Origin of the sequence: Pseudomonas sp. Irchel 3E13, from assembly GCF_900187455.1 — a bacterium.
Classification (GTDB): domain Bacteria; phylum Pseudomonadota; class Gammaproteobacteria; order Pseudomonadales; family Pseudomonadaceae; genus Aquipseudomonas.
The window spans coordinates 191960-214659 of sequence record NZ_FYDX01000006.1 but is presented as its reverse complement, the minus strand read 5'-3'; the positions used below and the strand labels follow the sequence as shown (position 1 = coordinate 214659).

At 63.3% G+C, this 22700-nt stretch carries 15 protein-coding genes; 6 read left to right on the top strand and 9 right to left on the bottom strand.

The annotated features are described in order from the left end of the window. Positions 1–59 precede the first annotated feature (59 nt). The 8 genes from CKW37_RS12065 to putP all read right to left on the bottom strand — a co-directional run bounded on the left by CKW37_RS12065 (position 60) and on the right by putP (position 9597). Complete coding sequence (locus CKW37_RS12065) at positions 60–830, bottom strand: glycosyltransferase family 2 protein (protein ID WP_177454415.1); 771 nt, start codon at positions 828–830, stop codon at positions 60–62. Between the two features lie 35 nt (positions 831–865). After that, positions 866–1822 carry a glycosyltransferase gene (locus CKW37_RS12060; protein WP_095155908.1) on the bottom strand — a complete coding sequence of 319 codons (957 nt, stop codon included), beginning with the start codon at positions 1820–1822 and terminating at the stop codon, positions 866–868. Beyond that, positions 1819–3273 carry a PIG-L deacetylase family protein gene (locus tag CKW37_RS12055; protein ID WP_095155907.1) on the bottom strand — a complete coding sequence of 485 codons (1455 nt, stop codon included), beginning with the start codon at positions 3271–3273 and terminating at the stop codon, positions 1819–1821. The genes CKW37_RS12060 and CKW37_RS12055 overlap by 4 nt, the downstream gene beginning before the upstream one ends. Then, complete coding sequence (locus CKW37_RS12050) at positions 3240–4136, bottom strand: antimicrobial resistance protein Mig-14 (protein ID WP_095155906.1); 897 nt, start codon at positions 4134–4136, stop codon at positions 3240–3242. Before CKW37_RS12050 ends, CKW37_RS12055 begins: the two co-directional genes overlap by 34 nt. Then, the gene (locus CKW37_RS12045; protein WP_095155905.1) at positions 4136–5266 is read right to left on the bottom strand and encodes a glycosyltransferase; all 1131 of its coding nucleotides are present in this window, start codon (positions 5264–5266) and stop codon (positions 4136–4138) included. The genes CKW37_RS12050 and CKW37_RS12045 overlap by 1 nt, the downstream gene beginning before the upstream one ends. Then, on the bottom strand, positions 5250–7007 hold the full coding sequence (locus tag CKW37_RS12040; protein ID WP_095155904.1) for a carbamoyltransferase: 1758 nt from the start codon (positions 7005–7007) through the stop codon (positions 5250–5252). The genes CKW37_RS12045 and CKW37_RS12040 overlap by 17 nt, the downstream gene beginning before the upstream one ends. Positions 7008–7149: 142 nt before the next feature. Then, the gene (locus tag CKW37_RS12035) at positions 7150–7986 is read right to left on the bottom strand and encodes a 23S rRNA (adenine(2030)-N(6))-methyltransferase RlmJ (RefSeq protein ID WP_095155903.1); all 837 of its coding nucleotides are present in this window, start codon (positions 7984–7986) and stop codon (positions 7150–7152) included. A 129-nt stretch (positions 7987–8115) separates the two neighbouring features. After that, entirely contained in the window at positions 8116–9597 is a 1482-nt protein-coding gene (gene putP / locus CKW37_RS12030) for a sodium/proline symporter PutP (protein ID WP_095155902.1), read from the bottom strand. A gap of 354 nt (positions 9598–9951) precedes the next feature. On the opposite strand from putP, the gene putA reads away from it, so the two are divergent. Further along, entirely contained in the window at positions 9952–13905 is a 3954-nt protein-coding gene (gene putA, locus CKW37_RS12025) for a trifunctional transcriptional regulator/proline dehydrogenase/L-glutamate gamma-semialdehyde dehydrogenase (protein WP_095155901.1), read from the top strand. Between the two features lie 244 nt (positions 13906–14149). Here the strand turns inward: putA and CKW37_RS32420 are convergent, their stop codons facing one another. Next, positions 14150–14716: a hypothetical protein gene (locus CKW37_RS32420; protein WP_143501990.1), complete on the bottom strand. Its 567-nt coding sequence runs from the start codon at positions 14714–14716 to the stop codon at positions 14150–14152. 379 nt (positions 14717–15095) lie between these two features. On the opposite strand from CKW37_RS32420, the gene CKW37_RS12015 reads away from it, so the two are divergent. The 5 genes from CKW37_RS12015 to dbpA all read left to right on the top strand — a co-directional run bounded on the left by CKW37_RS12015 (position 15096) and on the right by dbpA (position 22621). Beyond that, positions 15096–16898: an acyl-CoA dehydrogenase gene (locus tag CKW37_RS12015; RefSeq protein WP_095155899.1), complete on the top strand. Its 1803-nt coding sequence runs from the start codon at positions 15096–15098 to the stop codon at positions 16896–16898. 31 nt (positions 16899–16929) lie between these two features. After that, positions 16930–18372 (top strand): TldD/PmbA family protein, encoded by a 1443-nt coding sequence (locus tag CKW37_RS12010; RefSeq protein ID WP_095155898.1) that lies wholly within the window; start codon positions 16930–16932, stop codon positions 18370–18372. Further along, the gene (locus tag CKW37_RS12005; protein ID WP_095155897.1) at positions 18372–19703 is read left to right on the top strand and encodes a TldD/PmbA family protein; all 1332 of its coding nucleotides are present in this window, start codon (positions 18372–18374) and stop codon (positions 19701–19703) included. Before CKW37_RS12010 ends, CKW37_RS12005 begins: the two co-directional genes overlap by 1 nt. 47 nt (positions 19704–19750) lie before the next feature. After that, on the top strand, positions 19751–21178 hold the full coding sequence (mdtD, locus tag CKW37_RS12000) for a multidrug transporter subunit MdtD (RefSeq protein WP_095155896.1): 1428 nt from the start codon (positions 19751–19753) through the stop codon (positions 21176–21178). A 105-nt stretch (positions 21179–21283) separates the two neighbouring features. Next, positions 21284–22621, top strand: a complete 1338-nt coding sequence (gene dbpA, locus CKW37_RS11995; protein ID WP_256587745.1) for an ATP-dependent RNA helicase DbpA — start codon at positions 21284–21286, stop codon at positions 22619–22621. The last annotated feature ends 79 nt before the right edge of the window (positions 22622–22700 follow it).

The following is a 22700-nucleotide window of genomic DNA, read 5'->3' as shown; positions in this document are numbered from 1 at the left end:
AAATATGATCGTGGCTACGGCGAAGTAGCTTCGACTTGTCCTGCTTCCCACACTTGACCTCACAAAACAGCGTTAATCAGAAAACCTATCACCACCCCAACGGCAACGCTGCCTATGAGCTTGATGCGATCCCTGCGTTTACGTCGAAGTTTGTTGACGCGCTCTTGCGGCAATTCGACATGCTCTCCAAATCCGGTGTGCAACACCGCATCATTTTCCAGAATCAATGCATAGCGGTTTTCCGCTGCGTACAAGCGGGAAAGGCTCTTTTCGCCAGAGTGCGCAGCATAGGGGGCATGCTGCTGGTAATCCGCCAGGCGACGCAGCCCCGGGTTGAACGAAAACCCCTGCCAGTCGGCCTTTTCCGAGCCCAACTGATAGAACGGGATGCCCTGTACCACTTGCCGCTCATTGAGAAAGACGTACGGGCTGTGCACCTGAAGGTCGTGGTTGAAACTGCGCAGCCACACCTGCAGGGCTTGCGGGTCAGCTTCCAGCAGAACTTGCGAGTCCTCGATGAAGCACGGACGGTAGAAGTCCCAGTCGTCCTCGCAATGGAACACCCAGAACGTCTTGATCTGCGCGTAAGCGGCGTCGATCGAGCGCATCTGGCCCAGCTTGGGTTTGTTGACGATGAACGTGGTGTGCTCCCGCCAACCGGCCGGGATGCAATCGCGCACGGCTTCGTCACCCGAGTCTTCGGTGATGAACACCTCGCGAATGGGAGCCGTGTTGAAGCGGTCGAAAGTTTCGAGCGTACGCTTCAACAGGTCGAACCGACCACAGCTGGTCACCATCAAGGTGATCTCACTGCTCTCGCTGAAGACCATTGTCATTCTTCCTCGGTAAAAACGATTGAACGGCCTTACAGGCCGACGACGTTGCGCAATTTGTTCCACCAGCCCGGCGCCACATGCGGGCGCAACGGGGGACGCATGGCATCGACGATGGCCTTGCCCAACGCATGGAATGTGAAGCGCTGCTCGGCCAGCAACTGGCCGTTGCGCGATATTGTCAGGGCCAGTTCGGGCTGCTCGCGCATGTACCGCAACTTCTCGCGAAACTCGTCGAGATCCCGGTACAGCACAATGTTGTGCAGATCGACGAAACCAAGCGCGCGGTTTTCTTCCTCGCCCTGGTCGAAGGCGAACAGCACGCAACCGCACGCCATGGCCTCGAAGTTCTTGATCATGTACTCGCCCATACCGACATCGGCACTGACGAAGAAACGGATTCGGCTCAGGGTTTCCCTGTATTCCTCACCCGACTTGGTACGGGTGATGAGCAGGTTTTCGACTGCCGCGATCGACTCGAGCATCGCCTTGCGCCCGGAATAGGCCACGCTGCGCAGGCTACCGACAAAAGCCAGTTCGATATCACGCTCACGCTGTTCATTGCTCAACAGGGCCTGATCGTAGCCCTTGGGAATGAACACCGCGTCGAAGCCTTCATCACACAGGCGGCGAGTCACCACTGCCCCGGAGGTGATAACCCTCGCCCACGGCAGATTTCGGTAATACTCGCTGAACTTGCCGGTGTACTTGCATGGGATGTAATTCTGGTAGGCGTCGTGCTCCAGAATCACCAGGTTAGGCAAGGTACGGATGAAGTTGACCTGCCGAATTTCCTTCTTGAAACGCAGGAAGAACAGAATCCGATCGTAGTCCTCGACCTTCACATGCTCCCGGAAGTACTTGCGCAAGTTGTCCTGCTCGGCATCGGTAAGCCAGCGGGTATCGCATTCGCACTCAGCCGCGATGCCGTCGTAGAGACGATCGAGAATCGCGCGCTGATCTTTCTGAACCAGGAAAAGGACTTTCACCGTTGCTCTCTCTTGTCGGCCGTGGCTTTGACCCAGAAGAGTTCATGCCGGCGTACGGCCTTGCGGAAGAACTCGTTTTCGCCAAAGGCAGGCCATCTTCGGGCGGCCAGATAATGCTGGAACACTCGCCGCAAACGCCGCTTGAACGGCGGGCTGGGTTGAAGGTCGTGCATCATGCCCAACGACATAGCCTTTTGCCACTGCTGTTGCGAAGTCACGGCATGGGTCCAGGGCCTCATCGGCGCCTCACCGTCAAAATGCGGTGGCAGCGCCACGCCGCTACCGGCATTGCCCATCGGCCAGCGATCGTTGTCGTGAAGATGATTGGCGTAATGCAACAGCCAGCGTGGCTGCCAGTCGGTCCGCGTCAACGCTTCGATCAGCGCGTCACGGGCGCAGATGTGGTCGGGATGAGGATCGAGGAGTGGCTCGGGCAGCACGATGGTCAACGGGCGAATCCGCTCGATCAGTTCGCACAGATCCTGGATCAGGTTGCGCCAGGAGGGCGTGCCATCTGCGTCGCTGGTCAGTGACAGGTTGTTGAAACGCCGAAACAGGCGGGTATCCAGCAGATCCGCTTCACGGGAGCCAACGGCTTTTTCCGGCTCGGCCTTCATCGCGGGCAGTTGCAGGCAGAAGTAGCCGAGTTGCACGCATCGCTCCTGCGGCACCCCCGCCCACAGCGGCACGCTGATGCTGTCCCAGGCGCGAAGCTGGCCCTTGAGACGGGCGGCAGCAACCGGCTCAAGGCCCATGTCGCGGTAATGTTCGGTCTCGATCTCACCGGCGGTCAGGGTGACGATCCAGCTTTCCTGCGCCCCACTATAAGTGGCGAAGGCTGCCAGTTCGGCATCGTCGGCATGCGGCGCAATGACCAGCAGCGGCCCGGCCAGATAGTCGGGGTGGCGACAGACAAACAGCTCGGTCTGATCATCCAGCCGGCAGTGCTGCCCGCCCAACCAGAGCCGGCCCTCGTTCAGGGCAAGATGCTGACCCGTCAGGTTCAGGTAGCGGACACCGGCCACACCGCGCTCGAACGCCTGGCAGTCCTCTTCGTCGCCGCGAATCTTCACCGCAGGATCAAGAAAGCGCCCCACAAAGCCAGCCCGCAAACTCACCTTGAGCACCAGCGTGTCACCCGCCTGCAACTGACAGCCCGATGGCAAGCTCAGACGCCCTTGATTCAGAGTCAATGCATGGCGCTCGTCGGCGTCGATACGGTAGTCGTAATCGCTGGCCGGAGAGTAAAACAGGTGATCGGCAAACCACGCCTCATGCGCCACCCAGGCGACCACCGCCAGCAGCAGCGGCAACCACCAGGCCACCAGCACGCCAACCACGACCAGCAATAGCAGACCGAGCAACAGGCCCATTCGCTTGTTGCGGCGGTGCCGTTTGAGCAACTGCTGTTTGCGGTTCACACCTGGAACACCGGCACGGGGTTGCACCATCGGTCCTTGTACTCGCGGTCAGAACGGCCAAAGGAGAAACGCAACGGCTTGTTGCATGCGCGGGCATCCTCCCAGGCACTCTGGGTATTGAGGAAGCTGAGTACGCTGCCCGGACTGAATTCGCGGGTCTGTGGGTCAACACCGCCGTTGACGTATTCCACACTGATCCATTCTGGCGCTTCAACCCTGTACACCAGCTGAATGGCAATCGGCGCATCATTGAGAAACACCACCGAACCGATCAACAGCGACCGCAGCCGCTCGATGACTTCCGCCATGCGCTCGGCACCGGTGGCCGGGAAGGTCCAGCGACGCAGGAACAGGTCGCAGTACATCGCGGCGATTTCAGCGCTGTCGAAATCCTGGATCGGCCGCACCACACCACCCGCCTCTTCCAGCAGGCGCAGTTCGCGGCGTTGGTTGTAACGGAATTTTTTTGACAGGTCTTCCGGCTGCCGCGCCATGGCCAGCGATTCGGCCTGCGGCTTGAGCGTGCTGAAACGCCCCTGATTCAGTTCCGACAGGTAGCGCCCGGCATGCCGTAGCGGCGCCTGGGCGTCGGCTGCGGCGGGAAGGATGATCTCGGCGTTGCCGAGGTCAAAGAGACCTTTTTTGCCGTGGCGTTTAAGCACGTCCTTGGACAAGGCCAGGTGTCGCCCCCAGACCGGGATCGCAGCTTTGGTCTCGCCGGATTTTTGCCAGGCCAGGTAACGCACCGGGATTTCGGACATTTCGGCGAGCTGTGCGACCACCAGCGGGTGTGTCGCGACGCTGCCGCCGAAGCGCGCCCAGGCCTGTTCGTAAGTCTGAGCGTCGACAACGCTCCAGCCGCGCTCACGCCAGCCTTGAAGTCGATTGAGCATCAAGCCTCCGCAGTCAGCGCGACGACATGGGGCAGGCGCCAGAACACCTCGCGTACCGCCTCGTCGGAGAATCGCTCGCGCAACCGTTGAAGCATGCGCGCCTGGCACTCCTGGCGTTGCTCGTCAGTCATCTGCGCGAGCACTTGCAGCGCCTGGGCCAGCGCCGCGGCATCCCCTAGCGGGAACAGCACACCGACACCTTCCACCACTTCGACAGCACCGCCACACGCCGTCGCTGCCACCGGCGCACCTGCCACCATGGCTTCCAGCAGGACCATGCCGAACGGCTCGTGGTCCGAGCTCAGGGCGAAGGTATCGAAAGCAGCGAAGTAGCGCCTGGCATCGGGCACCTGGCCGAGGAAATCCACCTGATCAGCAATGCCCAACTCGGCGGCCAATGCTTTCAGCGAACCTTCCAGACGCCCCTTGCCTAGGATCGCCAACCGCGCTCCGGCCGGAAGGCTTGGCAACGCCTGGGCGAAACCGCGCAGCAAGGTCGCCTGGTCCTTGTCCGGATGAAGTCGGCCGACGTTGCCGACAATCCAGGCTTGCGGGTCCAGCTTCAGCGCGACGCGGGCTTCGGCGGCCGGCACCAGCGCCCCCTGCAGGGCCTCGATATCAATACGGTTGTATAAGGTCTGGATCCGCTCGGCAGGCCATTTCGGCAGGCAGCGACGCATATCGTCACGCACCGCGTCGGACACACCCAACAGGCTCAGGCGCTTGCTGAACAGATTGGCGAACAGTTGCCGGCTGCCGCGCTTGTAGTCATCGAAGGCGTGATGCACGCCAATGACCGGCAGGCGCGTGGCCAGCAGGGTGATGTAGATGGGTTTGAAGCGATGGGCGATACAGAAACTGAAGTCGCGCGCGGCGGCAATGCGCCGCAACGCACGAATCGCACCCAGCTTCAGGCCACGAATGGCACTGGAGCTGAATTCGAGAAACAACACTTCGTCACTGGCGCAGCCCGATGCCACCTGGGCGTCGGCCTTGCCAGTGAGAAATACCGTAGTGACCTTGTAGCCACTGCCGGCGAACAGGCTGGCGTACTGACGGGCGCAATCGAGAAAGGGCCCGTCGTAGCCATGGCAGAACTGCAGGACACGCTTGTCAGTCGAGCGTGTCATAGGCTTTCGCGCCGTCCTTCACGACCAGGATGTCTTCCATGATCAGGTACTGCAGGTCGGAGCCGAAGAACATGTTCAACGCGTCGGTCGGCGAGCAGATCATCGGCTCGCCACGGCGGTTGAGCGAGGTGTTCAGCGATACGCCGTTACCCGTCAGTGTTTCCAGCGCTTTCATCATGTCGTAGTAACGCGGGTTGTACTCGCGCTTGAGCACCTGGGCACGGGAAGTACCGTCTTCATGGACGACTTCCGGCACGCGGGTTTTCCACTCCTCCGAAACTTCGAAGGTGAAGGTCATGAACGGCGCCGGGTGATCGACCTTGATCATCTGCGGGCCGACGGTGTCGAGCATGGACGGGCAGAAAGGCCTCCAGCGCTCGCGGAACTTGATCTGTTCGTTGATCCGGTTGGCCACACCCGGCACGCTCGGGCAGCCGATGATCGAACGACCACCAAGGGCACGCGGGCCGAACTCCATGCGGCCCTGGAACCAGGCCACCGGGTTGCCATCGACCATGATCTGGGCGATGCGCTCCGGCATGTCGTCGATCTTGCGCCATTTAGGTGCGCTTGGATGACGGGCGCAGGCGGCAATGACGTCTTCGTTGGAATAAGCGGGGCCGAGATAGACGTGTTCCATCTTCTCCACCGGCACGCCACGGGCGTGGGAAACATAGGCTGCGGCGCCAACTGCGGTGCCGGCATCGCCGGACGCCGGCTGGACGAACAGCTCTTTGAGGTCCGGGCGGGCAATGATTTTCTGGTTCAGCTTGACGTTCAGCGCACAGCCGCCGGCGAAGGCAAGCTTGCCGGTTTCCTTGAGGACGTCGCCCAGGTAGTGGTCGATCATCTGCAGCGCCAGCTTCTCGAACAGCGCCTGCATGCTGGCGGCGTAGTGGATGTACGGCTCGTCGGCGATGTCGCCTTCGCGCTTCGGACCCAGCCACTCGATCAGCTTCGGCGTGAAGTAGAAGCCCTTGCCCTTCTCTTTATAGCGACGCAGGCCGATGACGTTGGCGTACTCGGTGTTGATCACCAATTCGCCATTTTCGAAGCTGGCCAGGCGCGAGAAGTCATATTTGCTGGCATCGCCGTACGGCGCCATGCCCATGACCTTGAACTCGCCGTCGAGCATTTCGAAACCGAGGAACTCGGTGATCGCGCCGTACAGGCCACCCAGCGAATCCGGATCGAAGAACTCCTTGATCTTGTGGATCTTGCCGTTCTCGCCATAGCCGAAGAAGGTGGTGGCGTACTCGCCCTTGCCGTCGATACCGAGGATCGCGGTCTTTTCCTTGAAGCCCGAGCAATGGTAGGCACTGGAGGCGTGCGCCAGGTGGTGCTCGACCGGCTCGATCTTGATCTTCTTCGGATCGAAGCCCAGTTGCTCCAGGCACCAGACGATCTTCTTGCGGTAGCGCTTGTAGCGACGGTTGCCCATCAGGATCGCGTCGAGGGCGCGGTCCGGGGCATACCAGTAGCGTTTGGCATAGTGCCAGCGAGCCTTGCCGAACAGGCTGATGGGCGCGAACGGGATCGCGACCACATCGACGTCGGACGGCTTGATGCCAGCCTGCTCCAGACAGAACTTCGCCGATTCGTAGGGCATGCGGTTCTTTGCATGTTTGTCGCGCACGAAGCGCTCTTCTTCAGCGGCGGCAATCAGCTTGCCGTCGATGTACAGGGCCGCGGAAGGATCATGGCTAAGGGCGCCGGACAGGCCAAGAATCGTCAATGCCAAGGGTCTAGCCTCTTTATTCGGTAAAAATGCGCTGCGGCCTCATCGGGCTGGCGGCGGCGAAAGGGCGGGATTATAACGCAAAGCGAGGGGGCAATAGGAGGGTTGCTGCAGGGCCCGCTCTGGACCCCGCGAGAGGCCGGAATCACTCGGCGATCAACCAATCCATCCGCCAACTTCCGCCTGTCTGCCCCAGGCACTGCGCCAGCCATGGCAGCAACTCACGCAACTCCTCTTCCAGCCCCCACGGCGGGTTGGCGATAGCCAGGCCCGAGCCGTTCAGGCTTTGCGGGGTGTCCTGCGGGTGCACGTACAGCTCGACACGCAGCAGCTTTGGCGCACCGGTGCTGGTCAGGTCCTGGTAGTAACGCACCAACTGGCGCTGATCCTTGATCGGGTACCAGATCGCCGCGACGGTCTGCCGCATGCGGCCGATCGTCTCTTTCATCGCGTTGGTGCAGCGTTTCAGCTCGTCAGGCTTCTCGAACGGCGGGTCGATCAGCATCACCGCACGCTTTTCCTGCACCGGCAGCAATGCCCGCGGCACATGCCAGCCTTCGCCCAGGTGCACGGCAACACGCGGGTCCTTCTTCATGTTGTCCTTGAGCAGGGCGCCGTCTTCGGGATGTTTCTCGTTGAGCAACACCCGGTCCTGCTGCCGCGCCATGCGCCGCGCCAGCTCGGGCGAGCCCGGGTAGTAGCGCAGTTCGCCGTCGGGATTGAGCTTGCGCACGATGCGCAGGTAATCCTCGGTGATGGCCGGCAGGTCGTCGCGCCCCCAGAGTCGGCCGATGCCTTCGACCCACTCGCCGGTGCGGGTTGCCTGGTCACCCTGCAGGTCATACAGGCCAAGGCCGGCGTGGGTGTCGAGATAGGCGAAAGGCTGCTCCTTGCGCGACATCAGGGCAATCAGACGGGTCAGCACGATGTGCTTGAAGACGTCGGCGTGGTTGCCGGCGTGGAAGGCGTGACGATAGTTCATGGCAACTCCTGGGAGGGCCGGGAAGTTTACCTTGTCGGGCCGGCGCCGTCAGGTTGCGCCCGCCGAAACGACAACGGCCCGCACCTCGGGAGAGATGCGGGCCGTCTCAAGCAACGATGTCAGCGCAGGTTACTTGTTGGCGTGGTAGTCAGCGTCGGCTTTCTCGAACCGCGAAACCATGCTCTTCGAAGCACGGCCCACCTTGCTCACCAGCACGATGGCGAGGGTGGCAAACAGGAAGCCTGGGATGATTTCGTACAGGCTGGTACCGCTGTAGTTCTTCCACAGGATCACGGTCAACGCACCGACCACGATACCGGCCAGCGCACCATTGCGGGTCATGCCTTTCCACAGCACCGAGAGCAGCACCACCGGACCGAAGGCGGCACCGAAGCCGGCCCAGGCGTAGGCAACCAGGCCCAGGACGCGGTTGTCCGGATCAGCGGCCAGGGCGATGGCGATCAGCGCAACCGCCAGCACCATCAGACGACCGACCCATACCAGCTCAACCTGCGAGGCATTCTTGCGCAGGAAGGTCTTGTAGAAGTCTTCGGTCAGGGCGCTCGAGCACACCAGCAACTGGCAGCTCAGGGTGCTCATGACCGCCGCCAGGATGGCGGACAGCAGAACACCGGCGATCCACGGGTTGAACAGGAGCTTGGCCAGCTCGATGAACACACGCTCGCGGTTCTCGGTAACGGGGGCTGCCACTTCCGGATGCGCCGCGAAGTAGGCGATACCGAAGAAGCCCACGGCGCAGGTGCCGGCCAGGCACAGGATCATCCAGGTCATGGAGATACGACGGGCTTTGGCGATCGACTTCACCGAGTCAGCCGCCATGAAACGCGCCAGGATGTGCGGCTGGCCGAAGTAGCCCAGGCCCCAACCCATCAGCGAGATGATGCCGATGAAGCTGGCGTCGCGGAACATGTCGAAGTTGGCAGGGTTCTGCGCTTCGATGGCAAGGAAGGTGGTATCGACGCCGCCGGTGGCGAGCAGCACGAAGATCGGCGTCAGGATCAACGCGAAGATCATCAGCGAAGCCTGCACGGTGTCGGTCCAGCTCACCGCCAGGAAACCACCGACGAAGGTGTAGGCGATGGTCGCGGCAGCACCGGCCCACAGCGCGGTCTCATAGGACATGCCGAAGGTGCTTTCGAACAGGCGGGCACCGGCGACGATGCCGGATGCGCAATAGATGGTGAAGAACACCAGGATGACCACGGCGGAGATGATCCGCAGCAGGCCGCTATGGTCTTCGAAACGGCTGGCGAAGTAGTCCGGCAGGGTCAGCGCATCGCCGTTGTGCTCGGTCTGGACCCGCAGGCGACCGGCGACGAACAGCCAGTTGAGGTAGGCACCGACGGTCAGGCCGATGGCGATCCAGGCTTCCGACAGGCCCGACATATAGATGGCGCCCGGCAGGCCCATCAGCAGCCAGCCGCTCATGTCCGAGGCGCCGGCGGAAAGCGCGGTCACCACGCTGCCGAGGCTGCGGCCGCCGAGAATGTAGTCGGAAAGGTTTTTGGTGGAGCGATAGGCCATGAAGCCGATCAGCACCATTGCCGCGATGTAGATCACGAACGTAATCGTGATGGGATTGCTAGTCATGTATTGCGCCCTGGCGTTTGTTTTTATGTAGTGACAGCCCCTGACGAGGTTGCACCCAGGCCGCGAATGCTATGCAACAACGCAAACGAGGTGCAACCGTTTTCACGCAACCAGTTGCACCTCGTCGGAAAAATCACACTACAACGTGTTTTTGCTCCTTTTTGGCGCAAGAACAGCCGATCTCAGACGAAAACGCACCCTATAAAGCCTTTTTTGTCGTGTGGTTTTACCCGCCAGACGAGTTGCACTTCTTTCATGAAGTTTTTGGGTTGCACTAGGTTGCACCCGGAAAGCGGCACGGATAATCTTGGCGCCAGCTTAGCCACGGCCCAGTGGCAATAACGAGGATAAGAAATGGCGACGACCACCCTTGGGGTCAAACTCGACGACCCGACCCGTGAGCGACTCAAAGCAGCTGCGCAGTCCATCGACCGCACGCCGCATTGGTTGATCAAGCAAGCGATCTTCAATTACCTGGAGAAGCTGGAGGGTGGCGCCACTCTGACCGAGCTCAACGGTCAGCCGGGCACGCTTGCCGACGACGCGGGCGACGTGCAGCCCGATCATGTCCATCAGTGCTTCCTCGAATTCGCCGAAAGCATCCTGCCGCAGTCCGTTCTGCGCGCCTCGATCACCTCCGCCTACCGCCGCCCCGAGCAGGAAGTGGTACCGATGCTGCTGGAGCAGGCCCGCCTGCCGGTGCCGATGGCCGAAGCCACCAACAAGCTGGCCGCTGGCATCGCGGAAAAACTGCGTAACCAGAAGAGCGCCGGCGGCCGTGCCGGTATCGTTCAGGGCCTGCTGCAGGAATTTTCCCTGTCGTCGCAGGAAGGCGTGGCACTGATGTGCCTGGCCGAAGCCCTGTTGCGCATCCCCGACAAAGGTACCCGCGACGCGCTGATCCGCGACAAGATCAGCACCGGCAACTGGCAGCCGCACCTGGGCAACAGCCCGTCGCTGTTCGTCAACGCCGCCACCTGGGGCCTGTTGCTGACCGGCAAGCTGGTCTCGACCCACAACGAATCCGGCCTCACCTCGTCCCTCAGCCGCATCATCGGCAAGAGCGGCGAACCGATGATCCGCAAGGGCGTCGACATGGCCATGCGCCTGATGGGCGAGCAGTTCGTCACCGGCGAAACCATCGCCGAAGCCCTGGCCAACGCCAGCAAGTTCGAAGCCAAGGGCTTCCGCTATTCCTACGACATGCTCGGCGAAGCCGCACTGACCGAACACGACGCGCAGAAGTACCTGGCGTCCTACGAGCAGGCCATCCACTCCATCGGCAAAGCCTCCCACGGCCGCGGCATCTATGAAGGCCCGGGCATCTCCATCAAGCTTTCCGCCCTGCACCCACGCTACAGCCGCGCCCAATACGAGCGCGTGATGGACGAGTTGTACCCGCGCCTGCTGTCGCTGACCCTGCTGGCCAAGCAATACGATATCGGCCTGAACATCGACGCCGAGGAAGCCGACCGCCTGGAACTGTCGCTGGACCTGCTCGAACGCCTGTGCTTCGAGCCGCAACTGAGCGGCTGGAACGGCATCGGTTTCGTCATCCAGGCGTACCAGAAGCGCTGCCCATACGTGATCGACTACGTCATCGACCTCGCCCGCCGCAGCCGCCATCGCCTGATGATCCGCCTGGTGAAGGGCGCCTACTGGGACAGCGAGATCAAGCGCGCCCAGGTCGACGGCCTGGAAGGCTATCCGGTCTACACCCGCAAGGTGTACACCGACGTTTCCTACATTGCCTGTGCACGCAAGCTGCTGTCGGTGCCGGAAGTCATCTACCCGCAGTTCGCCACCCACAACGCCCATACCCTGTCGGCCATCTACCATATCGCCGGCCAGAACTATTACCCGGGCCAGTACGAATTCCAGTGCCTGCACGGCATGGGCGAACCGCTGTATGAACAAGTCGTAGGCAAAGTCGCCGATGGCAAGCTGAACCGTCCGTGCCGCGTGTACGCACCAGTCGGCACCCACGAAACCCTGCTGGCCTACCTGGTTCGCCGCCTGCTGGAAAACGGCGCCAACACCTCGTTCGTCAACCGCATCGCCGACCAGTCGATCTCGATCCAGGAGCTGGTCGCCGACCCGGTCGCCACCATCGAGCGCAGCGCCACCCAGGAAGGCAGCGTCGGCCTGCCGCACCCGCGCATTCCATTGCCGCGCGACCTGTACGGCAGCGAGCGGGCCAACTCCAGCGGCATCGACATGGCCAACGAACACCGCCTGGCCTCGCTGTCCTGCGCCCTGCTGGCCAGTGCCCACAACGCCTGGAAAGCCGCGCCGATGCTGGGCTGCGCCGCCAGTGAAGAAGCTGCCGCGCCGGTTCTCAACCCGTCCGACCACCGTGACGTGGTCGGGCATGTTCAGGAAGCCACTGTCGGCGACGTCGACAATGCCATCCAGTGCGCCCTCAATGCCGGGCCGATCTGGCAGGCGACCCCGCCGGCCGAGCGGGCCGCGATCCTCGAGCGCGCCGCCGACCTGATGGAAGCCGAGATCCAGCCGCTGATGGGCCTGCTGGTCCGTGAAGCGGGCAAGACCTACGCCAACGCCATCGCCGAAGTGCGCGAAGCCGTCGATTTCCTGCGCTACTACGCAGTGCAGGCGCGTAACGATTTCAGCAACGACGCCCACCGCCCACTGGGCCCGGTGGTTTGCATCAGCCCGTGGAACTTCCCGCTGGCAATCTTCAGTGGCCAGGTGGCTGCCGCCCTCGCCGCCGGCAACCCGGTACTGGCCAAGCCGGCCGAGCAAACCCCGTTGATCGCGGCCCAGGCCGTGCGCCTGCTGCTCGAAGCCGGCATTCCGGAAGGCGTGGTGCAACTGCTGCCGGGCCGCGGTGAAACCGTCGGTGCCCGCCTGGTCGGTGACGAGCGCGTCAAAGGCGTGATGTTCACCGGCTCCACCGAAGTTGCCCGCCTGTTGCAACGCAACGTCGCCGGCCGCCTGGATAACCAGGGCCGTCCGATCCCGCTGATCGCCGAAACCGGCGGCCAGAACGCCATGATCGTCGACTCCTCGGCACTGACCGAGCAGGTCGTGATCGACGTGGTGTCCTCGGCCTTCGACAGCGCCGGCCAGCGTTGCTCGGCCCTGCGCGTACTGTGCCTGCAGGAAGATTCCGCCGACCGCGTCATCGAAATGCTCAAAGGTGCCATGGCTGAAAGCCGCCTGGGCAATCCGGAGCGCCTGTCCGTGGACATCGGCCCGGTGATCGACGCCGAAGCCAAGGCCGGCATCGAGAAGCACATCCAGGCCCTGCGCGACAAAGGTCGTTCGGTGTATCAGGTGGCCATCGCCGACGGTACTGAAGCCAAGCGTGGCACCTTCGTCATGCCGACCCTGATCGAACTGGAAAGCCTCGACGAGCTGCAACGCGAGATCTTCGGTCCGGTCCTCCACGTGGTGCGCTACAACCGCAAGAACCTGGACCAGTTGATCGAGCAGATCAACGCCTCCGGCTACGGCCTGACCCTCGGCGTGCACACCCGCATCGACGAGACCATCGCCAAGGTGATCGACAACGTCAACGCCGGTAACGTCTACGTCAACCGCAACATCGTCGGTGCCGTGGTCGGCGTGCAACCGTTCGGCGGCGAAGGCCTGTCCGGCACCGGCCCGAAAGCCGGCGGCCCGCTGTACCTGTACCGCCTGCTGTCGACCCGCCCGGCCGATGCCATCGAACAGTCGTTCCAGCGCAGCGATGCCGGCACCATGCCAGACAGCCGCATGCGTGAAAGCCTGCTCAAGCCGCTCGAAGCCTTCAAGTCCTGGGCCGCGAGCAGCCAGCAGAACGATCTGGTGCAACTCTGCGAACAGTTCGCCCGTCAGTCCCAGAGCGGTATCACGCGCCTGCTGGCCGGCCCGACCGGCGAACGCAACAGCTACACCATCCTGCCGCGCGAGCATGTGCTATGCCTGGCCGACAGCGAAGCCGACCTGCTGATCCAGTTGGCCGCGGTATTGGCCGTGGGCAGCTCGGCGGTAGTGGTCGATGGCGAGCCGGGCAAGTCCCTGCGCGCCCGCCTGCCGAAGGAAGTCCAGGCCCGCATCAAGCTGGTAGCGGACTGGAACAAGGATGAAGTGGCGTTCGACGCCGTCCTGCATCACGGCGACTCGGACCAACTGCGCGGCGTCTGCGAGCAGGTGGCCAAGCGTGCTGGTGCGATCGTCGGGGTTCACGGCCTGTCGTCGGGTGAAACCGCCGTCGCCCTGGAGCGCCTGGTGATTGAGCGCGCGCTGAGCGTGAACACCGCTGCGGCGGGTGGTAACGCCAGCTTGATGACTATCGGCTGATAGCCCGAAGGAAACGAAGCGGGGCGGGTTTTGCGGACTCTATCGAGAGTGACGCGAAACCCGCCCTGTTTTGTTTTGGACGATCAACTGGAGCCAGTGCCGCTACCCGTAAGCGATCGATAAACTCATTGCAAACGCCATGAAAATAAACATCCAAAGAGTAACACCGAGCATCATCCAACCGTTGCCGGCCCTAGTGGAGCGCGAGTTTGACTCCCCTCGAGGATCGCACTCGAGAACGTGACTACGCGGCTTCTTCCTCGAAAAGTCCGCCGTCCTCACCAGGCAACCCGCCCAGTACCAGCCACCCTGAACTAACGATCAATATCCAAAGCCAGTTGATCACCGTTAGTTGCGCATTTCCCGCCCCTTCCGGATCGCCCTCGCAAAAGTTGATTGCCCGCTGAACCCTGCACTGAAACACATGAAACAGCACTACTGTCACCAACACAGCAGACGCAAGTTCAGGGAGTGGCAGTACCGCCATCCACAGGCAAAGACTGGATATGCCCATTAGCAGCACTCCAAAAGTCAGCCACCATGGTGACCACCGATAGCTACGCCCCGACGCACGAATCCGTCGATCTACCCGGTGCAACAGTGAATAAAGGAACAACTCCGGAAGCAAAACACGGGGCAGAAACATGACCCTGCGATCACTGGAATTTCGGTAAAGGTCCCAGTTGCGCAACGACCAGAACAACCAATAAAGCCCGAGCGTGAAAAGCGTCATGACGATCAACTTTGGCACCGCAACCACGAAAAACGCGGGCTGTGCCGGTTGAGAAGGGGAAAAGTTGCTTGTGGACATGCGCAGGACCGCCGTACTGGAGACGGCCTATGAAACCGCGTATGCACGATTCCAGGATGCCGGCTCGCTCTCGACTAGAAGAGCGATGATTCCGACAACGGATAGGAGCGGGACTACAAAGCTGAACGGGCCCTACAGGTGTGCGACGAGGAAAGCCACAGACGCCCAAGAAAAATGTTCAGCGCCTCAGATACTGAGGCCCCCAAAAAGTATGCAGTCCGGGCCCCTCTTCGGATGCAGACATTTCCTACCCGAAGAAGCTTTCAGCCCAAGCGTCTGTAGCCTCTCTTCTACTCCACCATCACCCACACCTATTTCCCTGTGCACCCTCCCCCCGCCTGCCTAGACTCGCCCCATCCCCGAACAAGGAATGGCCGCCATGACCGAAACCCTGCTCAGCGCCCGCAACCTCGCCTTCGAACTCTATGAAGTGCTCGATGCCGAATCCCTGACCCGCCGCGAGCGCTTCGCCGAGCACAGTCGCGAGACGTTCGATGCGGCGCTGTCCACCGCGCGCAGCATCGCCGAGAAGTATTTCGCGCCGCACAACCGCAAGGGCGACGAGAACGAGCCGCGCTACGAGAACGGCGAGGCGGTGCTGATTCCCGAGGTGAAACCGGCGGTGGATGCCTTCCTCGAGGCCGGCTTCCTTAACGCCAATCGCGATTTCGAAGCGGGCGGCATGCAACTGCCGACCCTGCTCTCGCAGGCCTGTTTCGCCCACTTCCAGGCGGCCAACGCCGGGACCACGGCGTATCCGTTCCTGACCATGGGCGCGGCGAACCTGATCGAGAGTTTTGGCACCGAGGAGCAGAAGCGCCTGTTCCTGCAGCCGATGATCGACGGTCGCTTCTTCGGCACCATGGCGCTGACCGAGCCGCACGCTGGCTCGTCCCTGGCCGATATCCGCACCCGCGCGGAGCCCGCCGGCGATGGCAGCTACCGGCTGCGCGGCAACAAGATCTTTATCTCCGGCGGCGATCACCCGCTGTCGGAAAACATCGTGCATATGGTCCTGGCCAAGCTGCCGGACGCGCCCGCCGGGGTGAAGGGCATTTCGCTGTTTATCGTGCCCAAGTTCCTGGTCAATCCGGACGGCAGCCTCGGGGGGCGCAACGATGTGACCCTCGCCGGCCTGTTCCACAAGATGGGCTGGCGCGGCACTACGTCCACCGCGTTGAACTTCGGCGATAACGGCAACTGTGTCGGCTATCTGGTGGGCAAGCCGCATCAGGGCCTGGCCTGCATGTTCCAGATGATGAACGAGGCGCGGATCGGCGTCGGCATGGGCGCGGTGATGCTCGGCTACGCCGGCTACCTGTACTCCCTCGACTATGCCCGCCAGCGTCCGCAAGGCCGGCTGCCGGACAACAAGGACCCGTCCACCGCCGCCGTGCCGATCATTGCCCACAGCGATGTGAAGCGCATGCTGCTGACGCAGAAAGCCTACGTGGAAGGTGCCTTCGATCTGGGCCTGTACGCAGCACGGTTGTTCGACGACAGCCACACCGCCGACAGCCCCGAGGCGCGCCAGCAGGCCCAGGAACTGCTGGACCTGCTCACGCCCATCGTCAAATCCTGGCCATCGGAGTTCTGCCTCAAGGCCAACGAGCTGGCGATCCAGATTCTCGGCGGCCACGGCTACACCCGCGAATACCCGGTGGAGCAGTACTACCGCGACAACCGCCTGAACCCGATTCACGAAGGCACCCATGGCATCCAGTCCCTCGACCTGCTCGGACGCAAGCTGGCGCAGAACGGCGGCGCCGGGCTCAAGCAACTGGTGCGGCTGATTGCCGGAACCTGTGAACGCGCTCATCAACACCCAGGCCTGGACACCCTGCGCCAGCCGCTGGAGCAACTGCTGACCCGCCTGCAGGGCGTCACCCTCGGCCTGCTCGGCGACCTGGCGAGCGGCAAGGTCAACAGCGCCCTGGCCAACTCGGCGCTGTACCTCAAGGCGTTCGGTCACTGCGTGGTCGGCTGGCGCTGGCTGGAACAGGCCATTCGCGCCGAACAGGGGCTGGCTGCGGGCAACCCGGCGGACCGCGACTTCTATCAGGGCAAATTGCAGGCGGCGAGGTTTTTCCTCACCTGGGAAGTACCGCCCTGCCATAATGACCTCGCATTGCTCGAGGCCCGCGATGACACCTGCCTGAGCATGCAAGACGAGTGGTTCTGAGGGGGAACCACCGGCACCCGGAGTTCCGCGCATGTTCGATTTCACCGCGCCGCTGCGCCAGCGCTTCGCAAGCCTGCGCTGCGGCGGCGAGTTTTTCTCCCTGCGCTACGTGCAGCAGTCCCAACAACACCTGTCAGTGCGCAAAAACATCGCCGAGCCGCCAAGCCTGGGCCGCGATGAAGGCGCCATGCTCACCGTGCGGGTCAGCGGCGTCGAAGCCTACGCCGCCACCGCCGACCTGTCCCAGGCCGGCCTGCAACAGGCCCTCGACCGGGCCGAAGCCTTGGCCCGGCAGACCGCCGCTCACGCGCTGCTGGACTTGCGCGATCAATCCATCGCCACCGCCCGCGCCGACTATTGCTCGCCCAACCTTGACCAGGCCTTCCCGTCGCTCGGCGATTGCTATGACCTGCTCAACCAGGAATCGGCGGCGGTGCCGGCGGATGAGCGACTTGCCAACTGGCAGGTCAGCCTCGGCCTGACCACCGTCGAGCAGATTTACCTCAACAGTGCCGGCGCCGAGCTGCGCCAGGCCCAGCGCTTCATTTTCCCGGGCCTCAGCGTCACCGCGTTCGGCGACGGCGACAGCCAGACCCGCACCCTCGGCCGCGAGAACTTCGGCCAGCAAGGCGGCCTCGACGTGATCCAGCGTTGCGGCCTGGTGGGCGCCGGCGCACGGGTTGCCGACGAGGCGCTGCAACTGCTGCTGGCGCCCAACACGCCCAGCGGCGTGCGCGACCTGCTGCTGATGCCCGACCAAATGATGCTGCAGATCCACGAATCCATCGGCCACCCGCTGGAGATGGATCGCATCCTTGGCGACGAGCGCAACTACGCCGGCACCAGCTTCGTCAAAGCCAGCGACTTCGGTCACCTGCAATACGGCTCGAAACTGCTCAACGTGACCTTCGACCCGGACATCCGCGAAGAGCTGGCCAGCTACGGCCATGACGACGACGGCACCCCGGCGCTCAAGCAATTCCTGATCCGCGATGGCCTGCTGCTGCGTCCGCTCGGCGGTGCGCTGTCGCAGTTCCGCTCGGGCCTCGAAGGCGTCGCCAACAGCCGCGCCTGCGGCTGGAACCGCGCGCCCATCGACCGCATGGCCAACCTCAATATCGAGCCGGGGGACCAATCCCTGGCGCAACTGATCGGCGGCATCGAGCGCGGCATCCTGATGCGCACCAACCGCTCCTGGTCCATCGACGACGCACGCAACAAGTTCCAGTTCGGCTGCGAGTGGGGCCAACTGATCGAAAACGGCGAGCTCAAGGGCGTGGTGAAGAACCCCAATTACCGCGGTATTTCCTCGGGCTTCTGGCGCAACCTCAGTGCCGTCGGCGACGCCAGCACCTTCCAGGTTCTAGGCACGCCGAACTGCGGCAAAGGCGAGCCGAACCAGGTGGTGCGCGTCGGTCACGCCTCGCCGGCCTGCGTGTTCAGCCAGATCGATGTATTCGGAGGAGACGCCTGATGGCCGCCAGCTTCCTGCAGAATTTCCAGGCGCTGGTCGCTTGGCTACGCGACAACGTCAACGCGCCGGAGCAGTTCACCCTGAGCTATGCCGGCGAGCATTCGCAGTTCATCCGCTTCAACCACGCGCGGGTGCGTCAGGCCGGTGACGTGCACCAGTCCAGCGCCAGCCTGAAATTGATCGCCGACGGCCGCCAGGCCGAACTGAACCTGACCCTCAGCGGCGACGCCGACATCGACCGCCAACGCCTCGGCGAGGCCCTGGCCCAGTTGCGCCAGACACTGCCGCTGATCCCGCCCGACCCGTACCTGCTGCTCAACGACAGCGCCTGGGAAAGTCACGACCAACAGGAACAGCCGCTGCCCGACAGCGCCAGCGTGCTGAAGCAGATTGAAGCCGGTGCCGGTGACCTCGACCTCGTCGGCATCTATGCCGCCGGGCCGATCTGTCGCGGTTTCGCCAGTTCGTCCGGCGCGTTCGGCTGGCACCAGGCCAACAGTTTCAACTTCGACTGGAGCCTGTTCCACGCCAACGGCCAGGCGGTGAAGGCCAATTACGCCGGACAGGTCTGGGACGACGAGCTGTTCGCCCGGCGCCTGGCCCAGGCCCGCGAGCAACTCGACTACCTCGGCCGCCCGTTGAAAACCCTGGCGCCCGGCCAGTACCGCGCCTACCTCGCCCCCGCCGCCCTCGAAGAAATCGTCGGCATGCTCGGCTGGGGCGGTTTTTCCGCACAGTCGATCGCCAACAAGCACAGCCCGCTGCAACGGCTGTACAGCGGCGAGGCCAGCCTCAGCCCACTGGTGAACCTGGCGGAACAGGTCAGCGGCTCGCTCAGCCCGGCGTTTTCCGAGGAAGGCTACCCGCGCAGCGACCTGCGCCTGATCGACCAGGGCCGGGCCCTTGAACAACTGACCAACGCGCGCAGCGCCGCCGAGTTCCAGCGCCAGGCCAATGGTGCCGAGCCGTGGGAATCCCCGAGCGCCCTGAGCATGGCCGGCGGCGAGCTGGCCGAGGCCGATGTGCTCGCGCAACTGGGCACCGGGCTGTACATCAGCAACCTGTGGTACTTGAACTACTCCGACCTGCCGGCGGCGCGAATGACCGGCCTGACCCGCTTCGCCTGTTTCTGGGTCGAAGACGGGCAGATCCACGCGCCGGTCAGCACCATGCGCTTTGACGACAGCGTCTACAGTTTGCTGGGTACGCAACTGGAAGCCCTGACCCAGGAGCGTGAGCTGATGCTGTCCACCAGCACCTATGGCCAGCGGCAGACCGGGTCGAATCATCTGCCGGGGGCGCTGGTCAAACGGCTGACGTTGACGTTGTGATTGTTGGGGCCGCTTTAGCGGCCCCCAAGGCCGGCTAAGGATTACCCATGCCCGAACGCACCCCGCTGGACCCCGTCACCGCCCGCTGGATTCCCTGGGTGGTGGCGATCGCCTTTTTCATGCAGTCACTCGACGGCACCATCCTCAACACCGCCCTGCCGGCGATGGCCCGGGACCTGGCGGAAAACCCGCTGCGCATGCAGTCGGTGATCATCGCCTACATGCTCACCGTGGCCCTGCTGATTCCCGCCTCCGGCTGGCTCGCCGACCGCTTCGGCACCAAGCACATTTTCTTCGGCGCGATCCTGCTGTTCAGCATCGGCTCGCTGCTCTGCGCCCTTTCCAGCAGCCTCGGCATGCTGGTGGGCGCCCGGGTCATCCAGGGCCTCGGCGGCGCCTTGATGCTGCCGGTCGGGCGGCTGGTGGTGTTGCGCGCCTACCCGCGTTCGGAACTGGTGCGGATCATGAGTTTCATCACCATCCCCGGCATGCTCGGCCCGTTGCTCGGCCCGACCGTGGGCGGCTGGCTGGTGGAGATTTTCAGCTGGCACTGGATCTTCCTGCTCAACCTGCCGGTGGGTGTGATCGGCTGCTACGCGGTGTGGAAGTACATCCCGGACCTGCGCGGCTCGGAACGCACCCGCTTCGACGGCGTCGGTTTCATCCTGTTCGGCGCGGCAATGGTGCTGATCACCATCGCCATGGAAGGCCTGGGCGAGCTGCACCTGCCGCACCTGCGGGTGATGTTGCTGCTGTTCGCCGGCATGGCCTGCCTCGCCGCCTACTGGCTGCGCGCCGGCAGCGTTGACAATCCGCTGTTCTCGCCCAGCCTGTTCCGCACCCGGACGTTCTCGGTGGGCATTCTCGGCAACCTGTTCGCCCGCCTGGGCAGCGGCGCGCTGCCGTTCCTCGTGCCGCTGCTGCTGCAAGTGGCGCTGGGCTACTCGCCGGCCGAAGCGGGGATGAGCATGATCCCGCTGGCGGCGGCAGCGATGCTGGCCAAATCCATCGCCCGGCCACTGATCGAGCGCTTCGGCTACCGCACCATTCTCACCGCCAACACCCTGTTGCTCGGGCTGATGCTGGCGAGCCTGGGCCTGGTGAACGAACAGACGCCCCATGCCCTGCTGCTGGTGCAGCTCGGCGTGCTCGGGGCGATCAACTCCATGCAGTTCACCGCGATGAACACCGTGACCCTGATCGACCTCGACGACGCCAGCGCCAGCAGCGGCAACAGCCTGCTGTCGGTGGTCGCGCAACTGTCGTTGAGCCTGGGCGTGGCCTGTGCCGGTGCCCTGCTCGGCGGCTTTACCGCCGCCGGCAGCGCCGAAGGCGTGGAAACCACGCTGGGCGCATTCCAGCTCACCTTCGTCACCATCGGCCTGATGGCGATGCTCGCCGCGGCGATCTTCCTGCAACTGGCGAAGACGGATGGACGGCGTGCGCCTCGTCAGGAAGCCGGGATCGAGCCTTAGGGCGAATGGCCACGAGGCTGGTACACTGCGCGACATTTTGTTTTGCAGGCCCGCCTCGTGACCACCATTGCCACCGCCTTCGCCACCTTGCCGCTGTCCAACGCCATGCTGGCCAACCTGGACGCCCTCGGCTATGCCGAGATGACTCCGATCCAGGCCCAGAGCCTGCCGGTCATCCTCAAGGGCATGGACCTGATTGCCCAGGCCAAGACTGGCAGTGGCAAGACCGCCGCCTTCGGCATCGGCCTGCTGAACCCGATCAACCCGCGCTATTTCGGCTGTCAGGCGCTGGTGCTGTGCCCGACCCGCGAGCTGGCCGACCAGGTTGCCAAGGAACTGCGCCGCCTGGCCCGCTCCGAAGACAACATCAAGATCCTCACCCTGTGCGGTGGCGTCTCCCTCGGCCCGCAGATTGCTTCGCTGGAACATGGCGCGCACATCATCGTCGGCACGCCGGGCCGGGTGCAGCAGCACCTGAGCAAAGGCACCCTGGTGCTGGACGGGCTCAACACCCTGGTGCTAGATGAAGCCGACCGCATGCTCGACATGGGCTTCTACGACGCCATCGCCCAGATCATCGGGCAGACCCCCGAGCGCCGGCAGACCCTGCTGTTCTCCGCCACCTACCCGAGTGGCATCAAGCAACTGTCCGCCGCCTTCATGCGCAACCCGCAGCAGGTCAAGGTCGACACGCTGCACGCCGACAGCCAGATCGAGCAGCATTTCTATGAAGTCGATCCCGAAGACCGCATGAACGCGGTCACCCGTGTGCTGGGGCACTTCCGGCCGGAATCGTGCGTGGCGTTCTGCTTCACCAAGCAGCAGTGCCAAGAAGTGGTCGATCACCTGCAATCCAAAGGCATCTCCGCCGAAGCCCTGCACGGCGACCTGGAACAGCGCGACCGCGATCAGGTCCTGACCGTGTTCGCCAACCGCAGCCTCTCGGTGCTGGTAGCCACTGATGTGGCGGCCCGCGGCCTGGACATCGATGCGCTGGACATGGTGATCAACGTCGAACTAGCCCGTGATGCCGAGATCCACGTGCACCGCGTCGGCCGTACCGGCCGTGCTGGCGAGAAGGGCCTGGCGGTCAGCCTCGTCGCGCCTGCCGAAGGCCATCGCGCCAAGGCCATCGAAGTGCTGCAAAAAGCCCCGCTGCGCTGGGAACAGCTCGACAGCCTCAAGGCCAAGGCCGGCGAACCGCTGGTGCCGGTGATGAGCACCCTGTGCATCTCCGCCGGGCGCAAGGACAAACTGCGTCCGGGCGACATCCTCGGTGCACTGACCGGCGATGCCGGAGTTCCGGGCAAGCAGGTCGGCAAGATCGCCATCTTCGATTTCCAGGCCTATGTGGCAGTGGAGCGCGGCGTGGCCAAGCAGGCGCTGCAGCGGCTGAACAGCGGCAAGATCAAGGGTCGGTCGCTCAAGGTCCGGATCATCTAAACCACCCAGGACCTGATCGCGAGCAAGCTCGCTCCTGCAACGGCGAAGCTTGCACGATCCCTGTAGGAGCGAGCTTGCT